Origin of the sequence: Bacillus sanguinis, from assembly GCF_018332475.1 — a bacterium.
GTDB lineage: Bacteria > Bacillota > Bacilli > Bacillales > Bacillaceae_G > Bacillus_A > Bacillus_A sanguinis.
Genome location: NZ_BOQB01000035.1, coordinates 1 through 23,300 on the forward strand (window position 1 = coordinate 1; position 23,300 = coordinate 23,300).

At 36.5% G+C, this 23,300-nt stretch carries 21 protein-coding genes; 13 read left to right on the top strand and 8 right to left on the bottom strand.

The window, feature by feature from the left end:
• The first annotated feature begins 526 nt into the window (after positions 1–526).
• From KI369_RS05280 to narI, 4 genes are read left to right on the top strand one after another with little or no spacing between them, the layout of a single operon-like run.
• Positions 527–4,210: a nitrate reductase subunit alpha gene (locus KI369_RS05280; RefSeq protein ID WP_212955272.1), complete on the top strand. Its 3,684-nt coding sequence runs from the start codon at positions 527–529 to the stop codon at positions 4,208–4,210.
• Positions 4,200–5,675, top strand: a complete 1,476-nt coding sequence (gene narH, locus KI369_RS05285; protein WP_212955273.1) for a nitrate reductase subunit beta — start codon at positions 4,200–4,202, stop codon at positions 5,673–5,675. Before KI369_RS05280 ends, narH begins: the two co-directional genes overlap by 11 nt.
• Positions 5,676–5,694: 19 nt before the next feature.
• Entirely contained in the window at positions 5,695–6,225 is a 531-nt protein-coding gene (gene narJ / locus KI369_RS05290) for a nitrate reductase molybdenum cofactor assembly chaperone (protein ID WP_212955274.1), read from the top strand.
• 17 nt (positions 6,226–6,242) lie between these two features.
• A complete protein-coding gene (gene narI / locus KI369_RS05295; protein WP_212955275.1) occupies positions 6,243–6,932 on the top strand; it encodes a respiratory nitrate reductase subunit gamma in 690 nt (229 codons plus the stop codon).
• 93 nt (positions 6,933–7,025) lie between these two features.
• Here the strand turns inward: narI and KI369_RS05300 are convergent, their stop codons facing one another.
• Complete coding sequence (locus KI369_RS05300; protein WP_212955276.1) at positions 7,026–7,718, bottom strand: Crp/Fnr family transcriptional regulator; 693 nt, start codon at positions 7,716–7,718, stop codon at positions 7,026–7,028.
• Between the two features lie 278 nt (positions 7,719–7,996).
• On the opposite strand from KI369_RS05300, the gene moaA reads away from it, so the two are divergent.
• The 8 genes from moaA to KI369_RS05340 all read left to right on the top strand — a co-directional run bounded on the left by moaA (position 7,997) and on the right by KI369_RS05340 (position 15,400).
• A complete protein-coding gene (gene moaA, locus KI369_RS05305; RefSeq protein WP_212955277.1) occupies positions 7,997–9,010 on the top strand; it encodes a GTP 3',8-cyclase MoaA in 1,014 nt (337 codons plus the stop codon).
• A gap of 17 nt (positions 9,011–9,027) precedes the next feature.
• Positions 9,028–10,041 carry a molybdopterin-synthase adenylyltransferase MoeB gene (locus KI369_RS05310; RefSeq protein ID WP_212955278.1) on the top strand — a complete coding sequence of 338 codons (1,014 nt, stop codon included), beginning with the start codon at positions 9,028–9,030 and terminating at the stop codon, positions 10,039–10,041.
• A 42-nt stretch (positions 10,042–10,083) separates the two neighbouring features.
• Entirely contained in the window at positions 10,084–11,373 is a 1,290-nt protein-coding gene (locus KI369_RS05315) for a molybdopterin molybdotransferase MoeA (RefSeq protein WP_212955279.1), read from the top strand.
• A 44-nt stretch (positions 11,374–11,417) separates the two neighbouring features.
• Positions 11,418–11,888, top strand: coding sequence for a molybdenum cofactor biosynthesis protein MoaE (locus KI369_RS05320; RefSeq protein WP_212955280.1), 471 nt, complete (start codon positions 11,418–11,420; stop codon positions 11,886–11,888).
• Positions 11,885–12,118 (top strand): molybdopterin converting factor subunit 1, encoded by a 234-nt coding sequence (gene moaD, locus KI369_RS05325; RefSeq protein WP_212955281.1) that lies wholly within the window; start codon positions 11,885–11,887, stop codon positions 12,116–12,118. The genes KI369_RS05320 and moaD overlap by 4 nt, the downstream gene beginning before the upstream one ends.
• Positions 12,119–12,198: 80 nt before the next feature.
• On the top strand, positions 12,199–13,368 hold the full coding sequence (gene narK / locus KI369_RS05330; protein ID WP_212955282.1) for a nitrate/nitrite transporter: 1,170 nt from the start codon (positions 12,199–12,201) through the stop codon (positions 13,366–13,368).
• Positions 13,369–13,782: 414 nt separating this feature from the next.
• Positions 13,783–14,700 carry an AEC family transporter gene (locus KI369_RS05335; RefSeq protein WP_212955289.1) on the top strand — a complete coding sequence of 306 codons (918 nt, stop codon included), beginning with the start codon at positions 13,783–13,785 and terminating at the stop codon, positions 14,698–14,700.
• 322 nt (positions 14,701–15,022) lie between these two features.
• Positions 15,023–15,400: an STAS/SEC14 domain-containing protein gene (locus KI369_RS05340; RefSeq protein ID WP_000043362.1), complete on the top strand. Its 378-nt coding sequence runs from the start codon at positions 15,023–15,025 to the stop codon at positions 15,398–15,400.
• Positions 15,401–15,590: 190 nt separating this feature from the next.
• On the opposite strand, the gene KI369_RS05345 is transcribed toward KI369_RS05340, so the two are convergent.
• From KI369_RS05345 to ric, 6 genes are all read right to left on the bottom strand, one after another.
• On the bottom strand, positions 15,591–16,064 hold the full coding sequence (locus KI369_RS05345; RefSeq protein ID WP_212955283.1) for a precorrin-2 dehydrogenase: 474 nt from the start codon (positions 16,062–16,064) through the stop codon (positions 15,591–15,593).
• A complete protein-coding gene (locus KI369_RS05350; RefSeq protein WP_212955284.1) occupies positions 16,057–16,767 on the bottom strand; it encodes a sirohydrochlorin chelatase in 711 nt (236 codons plus the stop codon). Before KI369_RS05350 ends, KI369_RS05345 begins: the two co-directional genes overlap by 8 nt.
• Entirely contained in the window at positions 16,764–18,188 is a 1,425-nt protein-coding gene (locus KI369_RS05355; protein ID WP_212955285.1) for a uroporphyrin-III C-methyltransferase, read from the bottom strand. Before KI369_RS05355 ends, KI369_RS05350 begins: the two co-directional genes overlap by 4 nt.
• Before the next feature lie 58 nt (positions 18,189–18,246).
• Positions 18,247–18,564 carry a nitrite reductase small subunit NirD gene (gene nirD / locus KI369_RS05360; protein WP_000616671.1) on the bottom strand — a complete coding sequence of 106 codons (318 nt, stop codon included), beginning with the start codon at positions 18,562–18,564 and terminating at the stop codon, positions 18,247–18,249.
• Positions 18,565–18,579: 15 nt separating this feature from the next.
• Positions 18,580–20,985 carry a nitrite reductase large subunit NirB gene (gene nirB / locus KI369_RS05365; RefSeq protein ID WP_212955286.1) on the bottom strand — a complete coding sequence of 802 codons (2,406 nt, stop codon included), beginning with the start codon at positions 20,983–20,985 and terminating at the stop codon, positions 18,580–18,582.
• 210 nt (positions 20,986–21,195) lie between these two features.
• Positions 21,196–21,903, bottom strand: coding sequence for an iron-sulfur cluster repair di-iron protein (ric, locus tag KI369_RS05370; protein ID WP_000401355.1), 708 nt, complete (start codon positions 21,901–21,903; stop codon positions 21,196–21,198).
• A gap of 276 nt (positions 21,904–22,179) precedes the next feature.
• On the opposite strand from ric, the gene KI369_RS05375 reads away from it, so the two are divergent.
• Positions 22,180–22,749, top strand: coding sequence for a group-specific protein (locus KI369_RS05375; RefSeq protein ID WP_212955287.1), 570 nt, complete (start codon positions 22,180–22,182; stop codon positions 22,747–22,749).
• A 121-nt stretch (positions 22,750–22,870) separates the two neighbouring features.
• Here the strand turns inward: KI369_RS05375 and KI369_RS05380 are convergent.
• Positions 22,871–23,300 (bottom strand): excalibur calcium-binding domain-containing protein (locus tag KI369_RS05380; RefSeq protein WP_212955288.1); only part of this gene is annotated, 430 nt, incomplete at its 5' end.

Consider the following 23,300-nt stretch of genomic DNA (forward strand, 5'->3'; position numbering starts at 1 on the left):
ATATGACGGCTACTATAATGTTTTCTGCATAAAGCGGTTCTAATTTCATAATATACTCCTTGTATTATTATCTTAAAATCCTGCCATTCTTGGTTTATTCTTCTATTGATTCAATCCAAGTTGCTGACAATTCATATGGATTTCCTTGCGTTTTTTGTTCAACTATTTTCAGGATAGTTGCCCTTGATATGGTGGATTTAAAGTATTGTATTTTTATTTATTAACTCATCTAACGATTTAGGTATACCAAATTTAACTACTCCCAAATTACTTCCTCTATTATATAAGAAATTTTTTGCAAGCTCATTATTATCTGTACTTCATCTTAAACTTTGCTAGAAGCAAGGAAGTAATTTAACAGTCAGTGAAGGATGTGAGCCCTCCACAATGATTAGATTTTTACTTTTTTATATTTTTTCCGGAATTTTTGACAATCTCTTGAACTGTGCGAAATGTCACATCTGAATTTTACAACCTCTCTTATAGTAAGGGTATGTAAGAGAGACGTATTAAAGGAGTGAACAGTATGAAGAAGAAACCTTCAGCACTAATGAGACGTTTAAAATATTTTTCACCAATAGATCGTTATAACGATAATCATACACAAGAAACATATGAAGATCGTGAATGGGAGAATGTGTACAGAAAGCGTTGGCAGCATGATAAAGTAATTCGTTCTACACACGGCGTGAACTGTACTGGTTCATGCAGTTGGAATATATATGTGAAAGATGGAATTGTAACGTGGGAAGGGCAGGAGCTTAACTATCCGACCACAGGTCCTGATATGCCTGATTTTGAACCACGAGGATGTCCACGTGGAGCGAGTTTTTCTTGGTACATCTATAGTCCACTTCGTGTGAAATATCCGTATGTACGTGGTGTTCTATGGAGTATGTGGCAAGAGGAATTACAAAATAATGAGTCACCATTAGATGCTTGGAAAAGCATTGTGGAAAACCCTGAAAAAGCACGCAAGTATAAACAGGCACGTGGTAAAGGGGGATTCATTCGTGCGAATTGGGATGAAGTGTTACAACTCGTTTCAGCTTCTTTACTTTATACAGTAATGAAATACGGTCCAGACCGAAATGTTGGTTTCTCGCCAATTCCAGCTATGTCGATGTTAAGTCATGCTGCAGGCAGCCGCTTTATGCAACTTATGGGCGGGCCAATGCTTAGTTTTTATGATTGGTATGCAGATTTACCACCAGCTTCGCCGCAAATTTGGGGCGATCAAACAGATGTACCAGAAAGTAGTGATTGGTATAACTCTGGTTACATTATGACGTGGGGTTCAAATGTACCGATGACGAGAACACCAGATGCTCACTTTTTAGCAGAGGTTCGATATAAAGGAACGAAAGTCGTTTCTGTCAGTCCTGACTTTGCTGAATCTACGAAGTTTGCGGATGATTGGATTAGTGTGAAACAAGGTACAGACGGTGCACTTGCGATGGCAATGGGACATGTGATCTTACAAGAATTTTACGTAGATAATCAAGTGGAATATTTCACAAAGTATGCGAAACAATATACTGATTTTCCTTTCTTCGTTACATTGAAACAAAAAGGAGACCAATTCGTTGCGGATCGATTCTTAAATGCTTCTGATATTGGACGCGAAACGAAGTTAGGAGAATGGAAACCTGTACTATGGAACGAAAACACGAATGATTTTGCAACACCCCAAGGCACAATGGGGTCACGTTGGGATAACGAAAAGAAATGGAACTTACGTTTAGAAGATGAACAAACAGGTGAAAAGATTGATCCACGTCTTTCTTTACTTGGAATGGAAGATCATGTTGGAACTGTACAAATTCCGTACTTCTCTGATGATGGAAACAAAGTATTAGAACGTACAATTCCAGTGAAAAAGGTTGTGACAGAAGAAGGCGAAGTGTTCGTTACAACTGTATACGACTTAACGTTAGCAAATTACGGAGTGAACCGAGGGCTTGGCGGACAAGAGCCAAGAGACTTCAATGATGACATACCGTTTACACCTGCATGGCAAGAGAAAATGACAGGAGTGAAACGAGAGCTTATTATTCAAATCGCTCGTGAGTTTGCACAAAATGCTGTTGATACGAATGGTCGCTCAATGATTATTGTCGGAGCAGGTATTAACCATTGGTTTAACTCTGATACGATTTATCGCGCCGTTTTAAACCTCGTTCTTCTCGTTGGAGCACAAGGTGTAAACGGCGGTGGTTGGGCTCATTACGTTGGTCAAGAAAAATTACGACCAGCAGAAGGATGGCAAACAATCGCGATGGCAAAAGATTGGCAAGGGCCACCGAAATTACAAAATGGTACATCTTTCTTCTATTTCGTAACAGATCAATGGCGTTATGAAGATACACCGGTTGGACATTTAGCATCACCAATTGAGGGCAACTCTCGTTATCAACATCATGGTGATTATAACGTATTAGCGGCACGACTGGGCTGGTTACCTTCGTATCCGACATTCGAGAAAAATGGAATTGAACTATATAAAGAAGCTGTTGCTGCTGGTGCAACAACACAAGAAGAAATCGGAAAATACGTTGCACAAAAACTAAAAGAAAAAGAACTAAAATTTGCGATTGAAGATCCAGATAACAAAAATAACTTCCCGCGCAACTTATTCGTATGGCGTGCGAACTTAATTTCAAGTTCTGGTAAAGGACACGAATATTTCTTAAAACATTTATTAGGTACAACGAATGGATTAATGAATGACGATAGCGATTCATTACGACCAGAAGAAATTAAGTGGCATGAAGAAGCGCCAGAAGGGAAGCTTGATTTACTCATTAATTTAGATTTCCGTATGGCTGGAACAGCGCTATATTCTGATATCGTCTTACCTGCTTCAACTTGGTATGAAAAGCATGATTTAAGCAGTACAGATATGCATCCATTTGTACATCCATTTAATCCGGCAATCGGTTCACCGTGGGAAGCGCGCTCTGACTGGGATATTTTCACTTCTCTATCTAAAGCCGTGTCTGATTTAGCGAAGAAAATCGATCTTGAACCAATGAAAGAAGTTGTGGCAACACCACTTCTTCACGATACACCGCAAGAATTAGCGCAACCACTTGGCAAAATTAAAGATTGGAGTAAAGGTGAATGTGAACCAATACCGGGTAAAACGATGCCGCAAATTCATGTGGTCGAAAGAGATTATAAAACCATTTATGACAAAATGACAGCACTTGGACCAAATGCTGGGAAACAGCCGATTGGTACGAAAGGTATTTCTTGGTCAGCAGAAAAAGAGTACGAGCAATTAAAAAGCAAATTAGGAGTTATTCGAACGGATTCTATTGCGAAAGGTTGCCCAGACATTAAAGAAGCAATCAATGCTGCTGAGGCGGTATTAACACTTTCTTCTACAACAAACGGTCATATGGCTGTAAAAGCATGGGAAGCACTTGAAAAACAAACGGATTTAAAATTACGTGATTTAGCAGAAGAACGTGAAGAAGAATGCTTCACATTTGAACAAATTACAGCACAGCCAAAAACTGTAATTACTTCTCCAGCCTTTACAGGTTCAGAAAAAGGTGGACGCCGATACTCACCGTTTACAACAAATGTGGAACGTCTTATCCCTTGGAGAACGATAACGGGTCGACAATCTTTCTATTTAGATCATGACATGATGAAAGAATTTGGTGAAACGATGGCAACATTTAAACCAATTCTGCAACATAAACCGTTCCGTAAATCACGGCCTGAAGTAGAAGGGAAAGAAATTACACTAAACTATTTAACACCGCATAATAAGTGGTCGATTCATAGTATGTATTTCGATTCATTACCGATGTTAACGCTGTTTAGAGGTGGTCCAACTGTTTGGATGAATAAAGAGGACGCTGAAGAAGCTGGCGTTGCGGATAATGATTGGATCGAGTGCTTTAACCGTAACGGTGTTGTTGTAGCGCGTGCTGTTGTAACACATCGTATACCGAGAGGAATGGCATTTATGCACCATGCGCAAGATCGTCACATTAACGTACCTGGTACGAAATTAACAAGTAACCGCGGGGGAACGCATAATAGTCCAACTCGAATTCACGTAAAACCGACACATATGATTGGTGGATACGGTCAATTAAGTTATGGATTTAACTACTATGGTCCAACTGGGAACCAGCGTGACTTAAACGTTGTAATTCGCAAACTGAAGGAGGTAGATTGGCTTGAAGATTAAAGCACAAGTCGGAATGGTAATGAACCTAGATAAATGCATCGGCTGCCATACTTGTAGCGTAACGTGCAAAAACACCTGGACAAATCGTCCAGGTGCTGAATATATGTACTTCAATAACGTAGAAACGAAACCTGGTATTGGTTATCCGAAGCAATGGGAAGATCAGGAGAAATATAAAGGCGGCTGGGAATTGAAAAATGGTGAAATTCAGCTGAAATCCGGTTCAAAAATGAAGCGCCTTATGAATATTTTCCACAATCCAGATCAACCAACAATTGATGATTACTTTGAACCTTGGAACTATGATTATGAAACGTTAACAAATAGTCCGCAGCGTAAGCATCAGCCAGTTGCTCGTCCGAAATCAGCAATTACAGGTGAATTTATCGACAAAATTGAATGGGGTCCGAACTGGGAAGATGATTTAGCGGGGGGACATATAACAGGATTACAAGATCCGAACGTAAAGAAAATGGAAGAAGAAATTAAAACGGATTTTGAAAATGTATTTATGATGTATTTACCACGCATATGCGAACACTGTATGAATCCATCTTGTGTATCTTCTTGTCCATCTGGTGCGATGTATAAACGTGAAGAAGATGGGATTGTTCTTGTAGACCAAAATGCATGTCGTGCATGGAGATTCTGTGTATCTTCTTGTCCATATAAAAAAGTGTATTTTAACTGGCAAACGAACAAAGCTGAAAAATGCACAATGTGTTTCCCGCGTATTGAAGCAGGTATGCCAACGATTTGTTCGGAAACATGTGTAGGACGTATCAGATATATTGGAGTAATGCTATATGACGCTGACAAAGTGAAAGAAGCAGCTGCTGTTGAAGATGAAAAAGATTTATATGAATCTCAGCTTACTGTTTTCCTAGATCCAAATGATCCAGAAGTAGCAGCTGAAGCGAAAAAACAAGGCATTCCTGAAGAATGGATAAAAGCGGCACAACAGTCACCAATCTATAAAATGATTATCGATTGGAAAATTGCTCTACCACTTCACCCAGAGTATCGCACTATGCCAATGGTTTGGTATATCCCGCCGCTTAGCCCAATTATGAATATGGTGGAGGGAAAAGGTAGTAACTGGCAAGCAGAAGAGATTTTCCCTGCTATTGATAATATGCGTATTCCAATTCAATATTTAGCGAATTTACTCACTGCAGGAGATGAATCACATATTCGTCTTACATTGAAAAAAATGGCTGTTATGCGAACGCATATGAGAGCACTACAAATTAATAAAGAACCAAATGAAGCTGTATTAAAAGAACTTGGTTTAACGAAACAGGATGTAGAAGATATGTATCGTCTTCTTGCTATCGCAAAATATAAAGATCGCTTCGTTATCCCGACGTCTCACCGCGAACAAGTTGCAGACTTATATAACGAACAAGGAAGTTGTGGTTTATCATTCGCAGGTGGTCCAGGCTCTTGTATGACAATTTCTTAAATAAAGGGGGCAGAAAATTATGAAACAAAGTTTACAAACTGCTTTTTCTTGTTCTTCTTTTCTTCTCTCCTACCCTGAACTAGGGTGGAGAGAAGCTGTAACAGAACTACAAGAAGAGATTGAAGCGATTGAACAGGTAGAAGTGAAAACTTCACTTACAGCATTTATTAAACAAGCGCTAGATAAAAAGAATGATCAACTTATTGATAGTTACGTATATACATTTGATTTTGGCAAAAAGACGAATATGTATTTAACGTATATGAACACCGGTGAACAAAGAGAAAGAGGTATTGAATTACTAGAGTTAAAACAGCATTATAAAAAATCTGGCTTTGAAGTAACGGATAAAGAACTACCAGATTATTTACCACTATTACTTGAGTTTTTTGCAAATGCAGATGAACAAGATAGTGAGCCGATTATGGGTAAATATAAGGAGAATATACAAGCATTGCATGTTCAGTTAAAAGAAGCAGACAGTATGTATGAACCAATTCTTGGAGCTGTTCTCCTCGCTATCGATACATGGGGTGTACAGACAAATTAGAAAGGAGAGTTGTCGAAATGATGGATCAATTTCTATGGGTGTTGTTTCCTTATATCATTTTTGCAATCTTTATCGGTGGACATATTTTTAGATACAACTATGATCAATTTGGATGGACATCAAAATCTAGTGAACTATTAGAAAAGAAAATGCTCCGAATCGGAAGTCTATTATTCCACTTTGGGATCATGTTCGTAATTGGCGGTCATGTTATGGGGATTTTAATTCCAGAAGCTGTATACCGTTCAATAGGTATTTCTGAGCATATGTATCATGTAGTAGCAATTAGTTTCGGACTTCCGGCAGGTATTGCTTCTATCATCGGTTTAATTATATTAACGTACCGCCGCGTAACAGTAAAACGTATCATTGCAACGAGTACAAAGGGAGATTATATTGCGCTTATTCTATTACTGATCGTAATGCTAGCAGGACTTTCTTCAACGTTTTTAAATATCGACTCAAAAGGATTTGATTATCGTACAACGATCGGTCCATGGTTCCGAAGCCTCTTTATTTTCCAACCGAAAGTTGATTATATGATGGAAGTACCAGTGTGGTTTAAAATTCATATTCTTGCAGGAATGGGGCTTTTCGCAGTATGGCCATTCACTAGACTGGTACATGTATTTAGTGCCCCAATTAAATATATAAGCCGTAGTTATGTAATTTACAGAAGACGTATTCCAAATGAATTGAAAAAATAATTTAGTTTTATATGTTTCGTAATTTATAAGGAAAGCCGAGATCTAATTGGAGACCTCGGCTTTCCTTATAGGTATAAGTACCTAAATAAGACGCTAATCAATACTACAAACAGAAGCAGAGCAATCTTCACAAGCAATTTCACATTTTAAAAATTGTAAATCGTGTATTGTAATCTTTCCTTTATGAATAGAAATTGTACCTTGCTTTTTTAATTCATTTAACATTCGATTTACACTTTCACGTGAAGTTGCACAGAAATTAGCAAGTTCTTGATTCGTTAACGGTAAATCGATAAGAATCCCGTTTTCTTTTAACACACCGTAACTATTTGTCATTCGAATAAGAGTAGAATACAGGGCACCTTTTTTGCCATGTAATACTAAGTCTCGGAACTTCGTTTGCATTCTTCTTAAATGTTCACTAATCCATTTCATAAATTCAAATACAAGAGCGGGCTTTTGAAGTAATGCTTTTTCTAGGGTTTCACGCTTTATAACTCCTACTTCCACATCTTCAAGGCATTTTGAATTTAATAAATACTTCGCATTGTCCGTGAACAATGTTAATTCGCCAATAATGTCGTATGCCGAACAAATACGGAGTGTCAATTCTTGTCCATCAGCACTAAGTTTACTAATTTGAACTTTTCCGGAGTGGATAATATAGAGTTCGGTTGCCTCCATACCTTCTTGAAAAATAAAACTACCTTTTTTTATCTGCATTTTATACTCAACAGATGCAAGTAATTCCTTTAAATCTTGAGATAATTTCATACTGTTTGTCACAGCAATCACCTTTCTTCTTATAAGCAATACATTTCCTATTTTGAGTGTAAGTATGATGAAAATGCAAGAGCTATTTCAAAATTGTTGTAAAATTTCAATGACCGTAAGGAGTAGGGACTGAAGATGTGAACAAAATGCGAACAGATTTGTGAAGAATTTTTGAATGGGGAAAGTAATGTGAGAAAAGTCACATTGAATATGTCGCTTCTTTTTTATAATGAAGGCAAATACAGAATTGAAAGCTTACTAAGGATTGCAGCAGAAAAGAAGGGATATAGATGCACGAGAAAATGAAAGATTCTTTAGAACGGCCACTTCAAGATTTGCGTATTTCAGTTATCGATCGTTGTAATTTTAGGTGCACATATTGTATGCCTGCTGAAGTGTTCGGACCTGATTACGCTTTTTTACAAGAAGAGTTTTTATTAACGTTCGATGAAATAGAAAGATTAGCAAGATTGTTTATAAGTATGGGAGTTGAAAAAATTAGGCTTACTGGTGGTGAACCATTATTACGTAAAGACTTACCGTGGTTAATCGCAAGACTTACAAAGCTAGAAGGCTTAAAAGATATTGGACTCACAACAAACGGAATTCATTTAGCAAAACAAGCTAAGGCGTTAAAAGACGCGGGATTAAAACGTGTAAATATTAGTTTAGATGCGATAGAGGATTACATTTTCCAAAAAATTAATGGGAGAAATGTAAGTACAAAACCTGTACTAAAAGGAATTGAAGCAGCAAAGGCTGCTGGATTAGAAGTAAAGGTAAATATGGTCGTAAAAAAAGGAATGAATGACAGTCAAATCCTTCATATGGCTCGTTATTTTAAAGAACAAGAAATTCAGCTCCGTTTCATTGAGTTTATGGATGTAGGCAGTACGAACGGATGGAATTTTGAACAAGTGATTACGAAGGAACAATTAATAGAGAAGATTAATCGTGTATATCCAATTGAGCCTGTTCCACCTCGTTACTTTGGAGAAGTTGCGAAATTGTATCGATATGTAGGGAGCGATGCAGAAGTCGGATTTATTACTTCAGTATCAGAGTCATTTTGTTCTTCTTGTACGAGAGCTCGTATTTCGGCAGACGGCAAGTTTTTTACGTGCCTATTTGGAACGAAAGGAACAGATTTACGAATGCTACTTAGAGAAGACATTTCGGACGCCTCACTATTAAAAATTCTTCAACATACATGGGAGTTTAGAACAGATCGATATTCAGATGAAAGAACGGCGGCAAGTACAAATAAACGTCCAAAAGTTGAAATGTCATACATTGGCGGATAGTGAAAGGAGGATTCCAAATGCAAGAGCGATATGCAAGGCAAGTATTGTTTTCTGGAATTGGTGAAATGGGACAAAGAAAAATAAGAGAAAGGCATGTGCTCCTAATCGGTGCGGGTGCACTAGGAGCTGCAAATGCGGAAGCGCTCGTTAGGATGGGAATTGGGAAATTGACAATTGCCGATCGTGATTACGTCGAATGGAGTAATTTACAGCGGCAACAGTTATATACAGAAGAAGATGCGCAGCAGTGTAAACCGAAAGCAATTGCAGCGGCAGAGCATTTAAGAAAGATTAATTCTGAAGTGGTAATTGTACCAGTTGTAACAGATGTCATGATGCAACAAATAGAAGAGTTAACAAAAGATGTGGATCTCATCATAGATGCGACTGACAATTTCGATACACGCCTACTTATAAATGACATTTCACAAAAAGAGAATATACCTTGGATATACGGCGGATGCATCGGAAGTTACGGTGTAACGTATACAATTCTTCCTGAGAAAACACCATGTTTTCGCTGTCTAATGGATCATCCTATGGGCGGTGCAACATGCGATATAGCCGGAATTATTCAGCCAGCTGTACAAATGGTTGTTGCGCACCAAGTGACAGAGGCGATGAAAATATTGGTGGATGATTATGAGTCGCTACGAGGAACGATGTTATCATTTGATATTTGGAACAATCAATATCTCTCATTAAAAGTAAATAGACAGAAAAAAAGTACATGTCCATCTTGCGGGAAATCACGAACGTATCCAAGTTTAACATTTGAATCGCAGATGAAAACGGAAGTGTTATGCGGACGGAATACAGTTCAAATCCGTTCAGGAATAAAGAAAAATCTTAATTTGACCGAAATTCAAAAACGATTACAAAAGAGTGTACATGTCAAAAAAACGCCGTACTTACTATCATTTGTAATTGATGAATATCGTTTCGTTTTATTTATAGACGGTAGGGCATTTATTCATGGGACAAATGATGTGAAAATAGCAAAACGATTATACGCAACATATATAGGGTGAACAGAAAGTGAGTGTCACCTTATTGAATAGAGGTGAAAACGAATGTTAGAAAAACGTATACCAATTCCAGTGGCGGAAGCAGTTGCACGAGTAATGAAATACGCTCATCAAGGTGAGATAGAAGAGGTTTCTCTTATAGAAAGTTACGGAAGAACTCTTGGAGAAGATGTTATTGCAGATCATGATGTCCCGCATTTTGATCGCTCTCCGTACGACGGATTTGCGATTCGAGCGGAAGACACAAAAGAAGTAAGTAGTAGTAATTCCATTCAGTTTGAAGTGATTGGCGAAATTGGAGCAGGTTTTGTTTTTACAGAAGAAGTGAAACCATTTCAAGCTGTCCGTATTATGACAGGTGCGGCAATTCCAGCTGGGTGTAATGCAGTTGTTATGTTAGAGCTAACAGAAGGATTTGAAGAAAATGAAAAGACTTATATAAAATTGAAACGCTCCTTTACTGCTGGGGATAACATTTCTTTTAAAGGAGAAGATGTAAAACAAAATAGCATTCTTGTGAAAAAAGGGGCTGTTATTAATCCTGGAGTTGCAGCACTTCTTGCTACGTTTGGTTATAGTACCGTACACGTTTTAAAACAACCGGTTATTGGAATTGTAACGACAGGAAGCGAACTGCTTGAAGTACATGAACAATTAAAGACAGGGAAGATTCGAAATAGTAACTCCTATATGATAGCTGCGCAAATTGAACGAGCGGGCGGAGTTGTACGGTATTATGGACAATTCGTTGACGATTTTGAGACGTGTTATAACACTGTAAAAAAAGCGATAAAAGAAGTTGATATTTTAATTACGACTGGTGGCGTTTCAGTAGGAGACTATGACTATTTACCTGCTATTTATGAGAGATTACAAGCTAATGTACTTTTCAACAAAATAGCGATGCGACCAGGAAGTGTGACAACTGTAGCTGAGTTAGAAGGAAAACTATTATTTGGTCTATCTGGTAATCCTTCAGCTTGTTATGTCGGATGTGAATTATATGTTCGACCAGTCATTGGAACATACTTGCATAGAAAGGATCCGCACGTATATCGTGCAGAGGCAATTTTACAGAAAGAATTTACGAAAGCAAATCCGTTTACTCGGTTTGTAAGAGGGAGAGTAGAGATTGTAGATGGTCAATTACAAGTTACACCAGTTGGTTTAGATAAATCTAGTGCAATTTCTTCACTTGCAGAAGCGAACGCATTTATCGTCCTGCCGGGAGGAACAAGGGGGTTTGAGCCAGGAATAACTGTTTCGGTACTGTTATTAGAATCAAACACCGGAAGTGAGTGGCCGTGGGAAGAACCGCTTCGATCGTACAAATAAGAGAAAAATAGATTGCTAACTTATATGAAGATAAGAGGTGCAAGATGATACAAACGTATTATGAAGTGATTGAAACGCCTATTTCAATTGAGGAAGTTACAAACAAAGTAATTCGTCGTGAGTGCGGCGCAGTTACTACTTTTATTGGTACTGTTAGAGAATTTACGAAAGGACGTCGTACGCTTTATTTAGAGTATGTAGCATATAAAACAATGGCAGAAAAACAGCTTGAGAAAATTGGTATCGAAGTAGGAGAGAGGTGGCCTAGGACATATGTCGCCATTACACATCGCATTGGTACACTACAAATTTCTGATCTTGCTGTTGTCGTTGCTGTTTCTACACCACACCGTAAAGCTGCCTATGAGGCGAATGAATATATTATGGAGCGTATAAAACAAATTGTTCCCATTTGGAAGAAAGAGTTCTGGGAAGATGGTGAATCATGGATAGGTGATCAGTTAGAGAATGTAGCTTATGAGAATGGTGAGCCTGGAAAGGAGATGAGAATATGATTGCAGTACTATTATTTGCACATTTACAAGAAGAAGTAAGTAAGCCAACATTACACATAGATTGTGAAAATATTACGGTTGCTGAACTAAAAGAAGTGCTCATTAAGAAATACAACGTAGCGATTTCAAGTGAGATAATGGTCGCTATCAATGAAGAGTATGCAAATGAGGATGACATCATTCAAACTGGCGATGTCGTAGCAATGATTCCGCCAGTAAGTGGTGGTTGATTCTTTTCAGCCTAATCATGTTAGGACGTGATTAGGCTGGAGGGAATGAATATAACTATGCATACATAGGAGGGAACAGGATGAAAAGTCCTAATTTTCAATTAAGTTTACAAACTTCCAATCTAGTTATCGGTTTTATGGTGTGGGTTATTTTATCATCATTAATGCCCTATATTAAAGCGGATATCCCATTAACTGCGGGACAAATTTCTATGGTAACAGCAGTACCAGTTATTTTAGGTTCTGTTCTTCGCATTCCAATTGGTTATTGGACAAATCGTTTCGGAGCAAGAAAATTATTTTTTATTAGTTTTATTCTATTATTATTTCCTGTCTTTTATATTAGTGTTGCCAATTCAATGATGGATTTAATTATTGGTGGATTATTTGTCGGAATCGGTGGCGCAGTATTCTCTGTAGGCGTAACTTCTTTACCGAAATACTTTCCGAAAGAGAGTCACGGTTTTGTAAATGGTATTTATGGTGTCGGTAACGCCGGAACAGCAATTACTTCGTTCTTAGCACCTGTCATTGCAACTTCAGTTGGCTGGAGAACGACAGTACAGTGTTATTTAATTTTACTTGCAGCGTTTGCACTTATGAACTTTTTGTTAGGCGATCGTAAGGAGAAAAAGGTGAATACACCATTAATGGAACAAATAAAAGGTGTATATAAAAATGAAAAACTTTGGTTTCTATGCATCTTTTACTTTTTAACATTCGGATCGTTTGTCGCATTTACAGTATACTTACCAAACTTTTTAGTATCTCACTTCGGATTAGAGAAAGTAGATGCAGGTATGCGGACAGCAGGATTCATTGTACTCGCAACAATTATGCGTCCAATTGGTGGTTGGCTTGGTGATAAATTTAACCCATTTAAAATATTAATCTTCGTATTTATCGGTTTAACACTATCAGGTATTATTTTATCATTTATGCCTAGTATGAACGTGTATACATTTGGTTGCTTACTAGTCGCATTTTGCGCAGGTATTGGTAACGGTACAATCTTCAAACTCGTTCCAATGTACTTCTCTGAACAAGCTGGTATTGTAAATGGACTCGTTTCTGCTTTAGGCGGACTAGGAGGATTCTTCCCGCCGCTAATTTTGACTTTACTATTCCAACTAACAGGTCATTATGCAATTGGATTTATGGCTTTATCAGAAGTCGCTCTTGCTTGTTTAATCATTACAGTATGGATGTATAGCCAAGAGAAATTGTTAGTGATGTTAAAGAATCATTAATAAGGAAAAAGAACCGTTCCAAAGTATTTTGGGACGGTTCTTTTAGTAACGGGCTTCGCTATATTTTTTGGACCAGATTCTTTAGTAAGGCTAATAGATATTGTGAAAAAGTACACTTAGCCTAAAGAATACAGTTTATGTCGATAAGGTAAAATTATAAATTTCTATAAATAATCCATAATTTTCTTTATGGCTCATATTTGTTATGTTAAAGAAAAGGGAGGGATATGAGAATATTAGATGTACATTTTCGTATTATCGATTTTAATTTTCTAATTATTGATAACTAAGGAGTGTTTCCGCCTAACTTTGTTGTAGAAGATTATCAAATTGATGCAATAGAATTGTCCAAAGTTGCATCCATTTTAGTAAAGGGTTTAATGAAACTATAATATATTTGGAATGAGGTTTTACATGTTTGTTTTTATTATATTAGACGTAATATTACCAATATTACTATTGATGCTAATTGGTGCAATCTTACAAAGAAAGTTCCAATTTGACTTAAAGCAACTATCTACACTTATTACGTATTGCTTGATGCCAGCGGCTGTATTTGTGAATATATATGATATTCGTATAGAAACAGGTTTGTTGCTCCAGATAATGTACTATTTAATGCTTTATAGTCTGAGTCTGATCATAGTAAGTCATTTTATTTCAAAAATATTAAAGTTAGAAAAAGGAGAAAGTGCAGCCCTAAAAAATAGCATTTCGTTAATGAATTCCGGTAATTATGGATTACCAGTAAGTCAATTGATTTTCAGTCACAATCCAGTGGGAGTTTCCATTCAAATTTTTATTGTAATTTTCCAGAATCTTTTAACTTATTCATATGGGATATATAACTTACTATCAGCAACAAAAACAATCGGAGGTATTATTCAATCATTTCTAAGACTGCCTGTATTTCATGCGCTCGTATTAGGGGTTCTCTTTCAATCTTTTACAATTCAATTACCTAATTCTATCTTGCTACCCCTTAATCAGCTTGCGAATGGTTTTGTTGCAATAGCACTCATATTGTTAGGGGCACAATTATCCAACATTAAGCTTAATTTTTTCCATCGAGTCATAACATGGGCTTTAATTGGAAGGTTACTGATGGGACCATTATTAGCACTTGCCATGATCTACCTACTAAACATCGATGGTATTGTTGCACAATCATTATTTATTGCAAGTTCTTTTCCTACTTCAAGAAATACATCGACCATTGCTATGGAATATCAAATAGAGCCTGAATTACATGCACAAATCGTTTTATTTTCAACACTTTTCAGCATTGTTACAGTAACTGTTGTTATTTATTTGTCATATATTTTGTTTTGAATATACGTGCAAAAATGAATAGATTTGAGGCGGTAAATGATGGACAGAAATCCTATAGATATGAGAAGAAAATAGTCTTTCATATATTAGGTGTCGTTTACAATTGTACCATGTTTCATAATCTAGTGATTTAATTCAAAAAAGGAAACTTATTAGGGTTTACTTCGTATGGAAATCTTTAAAGCATCTACATATAGACGTGCGAAAAAAGACACAATCTCGCTTATAATTAAAGTTATATGAGCTTAGAGTGATAGCGATGGGGTAGGAGTGTCAAGTAAGAATTTTATGCATAATTGCCACTAAGGGAGATGATTAAAAGTTGAGTAAACAGAATATCAGCACAATAGTTTCAGGAGATTTGATTGTTACCCATCTAATTGGCCAGATTAATACAGAGGATGTGTATGAATGGTTTAATGATTTTGAGCAGGTTTGTCAGCAATTTATTTCTGAGGGCCGGAAATACAAATTGTTGGTGGATAGAAAAGGGTATACCCCAAATCATTTTTCTGTTCAAAAAGTATGGAAAGATAAGTTCTTCAATGAAACCATTTTGAATCATAGTAAGGCAATTGCATTTCTTCTTGAAGAAGGAGAGATACTGAAGTATTTGCAACAATCCAATACAAAAGAATCCGTGGAGTTTTTTGATGATTATGAACAAGCGCTAATTTGGTTGAATGAATATCCAATATAAAAACTGAATAGAAAGAGTTGCTCGTAATGTTGCACTTGTCATGAAATTTACTTGTTTACAAGTTGCAAACACCATTCATTTTCTTCGTAGATTGCTTGTGGAATAAAAGAACAGAACTACAACAAAAAGAACAAACGTCACCTAAAAAACGTTTGTTCAAAGGTAATTACTATTTTAACTGAGAAATAGATTACAATTTATGGGTACGAGAAATCTTTTTTATAAGTTTAGGCAATATAGATGTTAGTTCTTGCTTCAAAAGCTTCGTAAATGATGGATCTTTACCAGAAGTTGAAATAGTGACAACATATTCATCATTTCTTATAACGCCAGGTGTGTGAAAAGATGATTCTGTACCATCACTTACAACGTTAACCCACTGGAAATTGTGGGCAGCCTGTTTAACCATCATATTTACAGCATGTTGATTTGTAGCTGCATAAATAAGATGAGCATCTTTAATATCATCATTACTAAAAGTTTTTTGCTTCCAAGTAATATAAGGAAGTTCTTTCATTTCCTTGCAAATCTCGGGGCTAATAACGATGACGAAAGCGCCTGTATCTTTTAAACCAGACGCTTTTCGATATGCAATTTTACCTCCACCAATGATAACGACCACTTTATTTTGCAGATTAAACATAAGGGGATACATGTTATACATATATGCATTCCTCCATTCGTTCTAACAATGTTAACTTCATGTATGTATCAAATTGAAGGCAGTTACAAGTCGTAACATGACCATATTTTTTCGTATGCAACTTAATTTTTTGAAGCAATAATCCGGTAAATAGAAGGTAGGGCATGACGTATACATGAGACGCAGTCGATGTTATAGTCTTGAGCTCAGCAGTAAAAGAGGGCGTTCCTTTCGTTAAAAAGGAACAACATACTCGCATACCGAGTTTTTGTTCGACAGCTGCGCCGATTTGTTGTAACTCATGTATCGGTTGGGGGTCACTACTACCTCTCCCTACGAGTAAAACACTACTACCTTGCATTGGCATAGTTTCACGTATTCTTTTTACTACAAGTTCAACCATATGCGGATGCGTACTAAAAGGTTGTACAACTGAAAATGAGATATGTGGATATTGCTTTTTCATTTTCGCTATTTCCAAAGGAATATCACGTTTATAGTGAGCTGCTGCAAATAATAAAACAGGTACAATCATTATTTCAGTTGCACCCTCTAGTATTGCTTCTGTAACTGCATCTGAAATGGTAGGTGTCGTTAGTTCCAGAAAGGCTATTTTTTGAATCCTTTCGTTACGTTCTTTTATAACAGATTGAATAAAGTGAATGAATTGTTCGTTACCTTCTTGAAGCCGGCTCCCGTGTCCAACATATACGATTCCTTTCATTGTCTCACCATGTCTTTCTTCATAATAATTTCTTGTAATGAATGATTTACATTATGAAATCCGACTTTATTTGCATAGTGTAAAGTTGGAACGTCGGTATACGAGAATGGGAGAGTAACAATATCGATAAAGCCAAGACGTTCTATTTCTGCTAGAAACGTATCAATAGAAGCACGTCCCTCAAATACAATGCTATCCCATGAGAATTCAGAAAGCATACGAGAATGAATTTCATCGAAGCGATGGTCAATTGTATATTCATGAGTCATCATATAAGAACCAGCACCAATTTTTTCTTGAATAAAAGCAATTCGGTTAATATTTCTGCCTAAATAAACAGTAGTATCGGAAGAGAATATTGCTTCTTTACTTAGTAGGCCATATTGCATAAGTTTGTCTTGAGTAGCAACGTTCATGTGTTGCAGCTCTGCCTGTAAGGAACGAATATCTTTCTGGTATTTATTACATGATTGTATCAAAATTTCTACACTTTCAGCTGAACAAAAAACAAGGCGATCAACGTTAAAAATTTCATTGATTTGTTCAAAGGTTAATGTGTTTTCTTCCTTTTTCAAAGTAGGAATTTGATATATTTCTGCACCGCCTTCTTGTAATTTTTGCTTCATTAAACTTGTTTTATTTGTTGCGGATGCAAATAAAACCTTTTTACCATGTAATGGCTTACGTTCTTTCCAAGCGATTTGATCCCGTAAGGAAACGACATCACCAACAATTGTCATGGATGGGTTGGAAATATTTTCTTTTTTGACGATAAGAACAATGTTTGAAAGTGTACCTGTGACAACGCGCTGCTTTCCAGTTGTCCCCCATTCGATGACTGCTACTGGCGTATCGTCTTTTTTTCCTGCTTGTCGTAAGTTTTCACAAATTGTAGGTAAGTTTTTTATACCCATGTAGTAGGCAATCGTGTCGCTATTGTAAGATGAATTATATTTTCCATGATCGCTTAAAGGACCTTTTGCATGTCCGGTTAATAAAGTGACACTATTACTGTAGTCACGGTGGGTGAGGGGAATACCTGCATAGATACTAGCGGCGATGCTAGATGTAATACCTGGTACAATTTCATATGGAATATTTGCTGATGCTAAAGTTTCTGCTTCTTCACCAACACGGCCAAAAATAGATGGATCTCCGCCTTTTAAGCGGACTACGATTTTTCCTTCTTTCGCAAATTGAAGGAGGTGTGAGTTAATCATTTCTTGACGCATAGTATGATTCTTTGGCATTTTTCCGCAATACATAAGTTCACATGTTTCTTTTGTATAATTAAGAAAGGAAGGGTTTAATAAGCGGTCATATAAGACGATATCTGCACGATTTAAGCACTCTATCGCTTTTTTTGTAATAAGCCCTTCATCACCTGGTCCTGCACCAACTAAATATACATATCCGTTCATATTCGCACCTCGTCTATTTTTATTTAAAAGGAAGCCAGGGGAGGCTTCCTTTTGTAAATTACATGTATATATAAATATCTCCGTCAATAACTTCTACTTCATACGTTTGAATACAACCGTCATCAGGTTTTTGAACTTCACCTGTTAGTAGTGAAATTTTCCAATCATGTAGCGGACAAAAGACGAATTCACCAGATACAATTCCTTCGGCTAATGGTCCGTTTTTATGAGGACAACGATTTTCTACAGCTCGAATATCGCCATTTGAAAGGCGGAATAGGGCGATAGACATACCTTTCATTTGGACCTCTTTTCCGATTTGAATAGGAAGATCTTCTGCACGCATAACTTTTATTTTATCTTTCGTTTGTATCATATAGATCACAGCTCCTTATTTCACAGTTTCTACTTCATACATCGCTTTTAATGATTTCGTTTCTAGTGCTTGTCCCCAAGCTTCTTTATATGTGCCACGGGCCGTGTGGAAACGTTCATTTAACTTAATGACCATATTTGCATCTTGCAGTATTTCTTTTATGTGATCGAAGCCTAATCGTTCTGTCCAGTAGGCAGTACGCTCTCCGTATATACCAGTTTCACGATAATATTGCATGTAAGCTGTAGCGATGTGAAGAACATCATCTTCAGTAGGGACAATCATTACAAAATCAGCTTCACGTACTTCTGTACCACCATTTCCACCAATATAAAGTTGGTATCCATTTTCGACACAAACAACGCCAAAATCTTTCGTAAGTACTTCCGCACAGTTACGCGGACAGCCCGTTACACCCATCTTCATTTTATGAGGTGTATCTACCATTTCTAATGATTGTTCAAGGAGCATACCAAGTCCTAATGAATCTTTCGTACCGAAACGGCAGAAACGAGAGCCAACACATGATTTTACATTACGAAGAGATTTTGAATACGCATATCCAGAAGTCATATGTAAGTCAGCCCATACGTTAGGTAAATCTTGTTTCTTAACACCGTATAAGCCAATTCGACTTGCACCGGTAATTTTCACAAGTGGAACATCATACTTTTTCGCAACTTCAGCAATTTTCATTAAATCATCTGCTGTTGTAACGCCTCCGTACATACGTGGAATAACAGAGAATGTACCATCGTGCTGGATGTTACCATTCATTCTTTCATTAACGAAACGGGATGCTTTATCATCTTCATATTCTTCTGGAATCGCCATACGTAAATAGTAGTTCAAAGCAGGACGACATTTCGAACAGCCATCTTCATGTACAAAACCAAGAACATTTCGTACTTCTTTTGGTGATTTTAAGCTTTTTTCATGAATTGCCGCTACGACTTCATCACGTGATAAAGGTGTACATCCGCACATACCAGCAGACTGGGCTGAGGCATCAAAAGCATCTCCGAGTGTATGAGATAAAACTTGTTCTACAAGCGGACGACATTTACCACAAGACCCTGCGGCTTTCGTACAGCCTTTAACTTCTTCAAAAGTCGTTAACTCTTGTTCTAAAATGGCATGAACGATTGTTCCTTTCGTAACACCATTACATCCACAAATCGTGTCATCCGCACTCATTGTAGCAACATCAAGTTCACTTTCTTCACCAGCTTTGTGAAGAATGGACGCTGGTGTATATTCTTGTATATCTTCTTCTTTCTTTAACATGCTAAAGAGGCGTGTACCATCAGCTGTGTCACCATATAAAACGATACCGACGACTTTATTGCCACGAATTAATACTTTTTTATAGGAACGTTTGCATTCATTAAAGATGGATATTGCTTTCGTTTGATCATCTTCATAAATTTGGCCTGCAGAGAATAAATCACAACCAGCAACTTTTAATTGCGTACCGACTATACTGCCCGAATATCCATCAGTTTGTAAATTCGATATATGTTTCGCTAATATTGCACCTTGTTCATAAAGAGGGGCAACAAGTCCATATGCGATACCGTCATGTTCTGCACATTCGCCAACTGCATAAATGGACTCATCATTTGTTAGCATATAGTCATTGACTACAATGCCGCGATTGACAATTAAACCAGCATCTCTTGCTATTTGCGTATTTGGTCGGATTCCGACAGCCATTACGATTAAATCACAATCTACAACTTCACCATCTTCAAATTGAATGCCCTCAACATGGTTTGTACCAAGAATTTTTACAGTTTTCTTTTCCATGAGAAACTTCATGCCTTGTGCTTCTAAATCTTCACGCAGTAGAGAAGCGGCTTTCGTATCTAGTTGTTGCTCCATTAAGCTAGGCATTAAATGAACAACATGTACGTCCATTCCTAAGTCAATAAGACCTCGTGCTGCTTCTAAACCAAGTAATCCACCACCAATGACAACGGCCTTTTTCTTTTCTTTAGCAGTATCTATCATAAACTGTGTATCTTCAATGGTTCGAAAACCTGTTACACCAGGAAGAGTGGAACCTTCAACAGGTAAAATAAAAGCACTAGAACCTGTTGCAATAATAAGCTTGTCATATGTAAGAGTACGATTCTTTTCTGTCATAATAACTTTTTCTTCTCGGTCAATACTTTGAACTCTTTCATTTGTATACAAAGTTATTTCTTTTTCTTCATACCAACTGTATTCATTCATAATGATATCTTGCATATTTGTTTTACCTTGTAAAACATGAGAGAGCATAATGCGATTATAGTTTGGGTGTGGTTCATCTCCAAAAATAGTAATCTCATATGAATCACAATCATGTTTTAATATTTCTTCCATACAACGTATGCCAGCCATACCATTTCCGATCATAACTAAACGTTTTTTCATTTTCGTTTCCCCTTTTTTATGTGAAGTATTGAGCAAAGGATTATATTTCTATTATAGAAAATCAAAAAAGGGGGAGATGTGATATTTATCACACTTTTGAAATGATTCACAAATTGTTAAAATTCGGATTTGTGTGAGGGAGGATATGTATATTTTTTGTGAAATGAAAAAGCAGGACATCAGTATGTATACTTATGTCCTGCACTTTATTTACGCTCTCGTAATGGCACGTGGAAATAAAATATTATTTTCTAAATGAATGTGCTCAAATAAATCAGACTCTAACGCTTCAAGGCGATTGTAAACAAGTCGATAAGTGCCGCAAGCTCCTTCTGGGGGAGTAAAGTCATTTGTAACTTTACGAAGCTCTTTAATAATGTTGCCAGCGTGGTTATGTTCATTTTCTAGTTCATCTACTACTTTACGTAACTTTGCATAGTTTTCATCAGTTGGATTTTTTTCAAATTCTAAAATTAATGGGAAATCTTCTGTTTCTTCTTTAATTAAATGCTGTTCTAATTCCATTTTAAGTTCATGAAATAGCTTATGAATTTTAGCTAAATGCGGCTGATTTGCTCCATGAACACGTAATACTTTCGTCACATAAGGACTTAACTGTGGTAACTCTTCATTTAAATAACGATGATGCTTATGAATCACATAATCAATCAATTCACGATAAGAAGCATTTTTCCAATCAATTTCAGATTCATTTAATCGTTTCGTATTATGATAAAGCGTATTTAACTCTGTAATTACTTCAGTAGCTGATAAATTTCTTTCATGAATTGCATCAATAAGTGGCTTATTACCGCCACAACAAAAATCTATTCTATAGGATTTAAAAAGATCACTAGCTTTCGGAAATTGTGTAACAATCTCACCGACAATAGAAGTTTCAGTAAATGTATGTTCCATATGAATGCCTCCATAAAGTTTAAATGTAATATCTAAATTAAGAATAGTCATAAATGAAAAACAATGTGGTGATTGAAATCACTTATTATGTGTCAGTTTTGAGAATAATAGGTATGGTATTTAACAGAGGACATTATAGAGCAGATGGCGAAGAATTTTTGAGTAGGAAATTATCCACAGGGAATTATTATGATTTAGATAGTATACAAATTTATATTCTATCAATCTAAGTTCGCTTTTGGGTAGTTGGAAGTATATCTTTTATAGGAGGTTTTTATGGAATATGTTTATCATATGGTACCAGAAAAACTAAAAGGAGAATATTTAATCCCATTAAATGAGTTGAAAAGATTATATCCTAGTTTATACGGTGATTACATACAAAAATATAAAGACCATCCTCAAAGAGAGAACTTATTAACACGTAAAATACCGAAACTAGAATGTTTATGGAATGATGTTGTGCATTTTTTACCACTGCATCCTTATGAGATTTATAAAGCATTATTGGAAATAGGAGTAAACATCCATACAAATAAGCTATTTTATAAAATTCCTATTAGCGCACTGAAGGGTCAGTGTATGGCAATATACAAGTACTCAAAGCACAATTGGGGTGGACCAAATAGCGAATTAAAAAAATGTGAAATAGAATTCATCAATTTTAATGAATATAAAGAATTAAAGCAATTAAATACCTACACAAGAGAATATTATAGAGATGAATACAAAAATGGTAGAAGATTCGGGATGTTTCACTTAATTCCACATGTTCTTGTCAAAGGAAAAATAGAGGTGAAAAATCTTGAAATAATAAATTGGAGTATTGCTCCAGTTAATGATTAATATTACAAGCATTTAAAAAATAAGATGTCAATTTGAATTGATATATGGCTTACAAGAATGGAAGAGTAATAACTATACGTAATAGTAAAAAAGAAGCCTACTAGAAGCTTCTTTTTTACTACTATTTTTCACATGCAACTCCATCGCCATCACGATCAAGATGTGAGGCATAACCTGGTTGTCCTTTATATAGAGGGGCTTTCCCAGCTTCTCTAACTGCAGCACAATTTTTGTAGTATGCATTACTAGTATTTCCAGCAGCAGGTTGTGTTTGAGCTTGCTGTGATTTTTTCTGTTCCTCTTGTTGTTTGCGAGCTTGTTCATCAGCCAGACGTTTTTGCTCTTCTTGTTGTTTACGAGCTTGCTCATCAGCTAGGCGTTTTTGTTCTTCTTGTTGTTTACGAGTCTGTTCATCAGCTAGGCGTTTTTGTTCTTCTTGTTGTTTACGAACTTGTTCATCAGCTAGACGTTTTTGCTCCTCTTGTTGTTTACGAGCTTGTTCATCGGCTAGGCGTTTTTCATCCTCTTGCTTACGAGCTTGTTCATCGGCT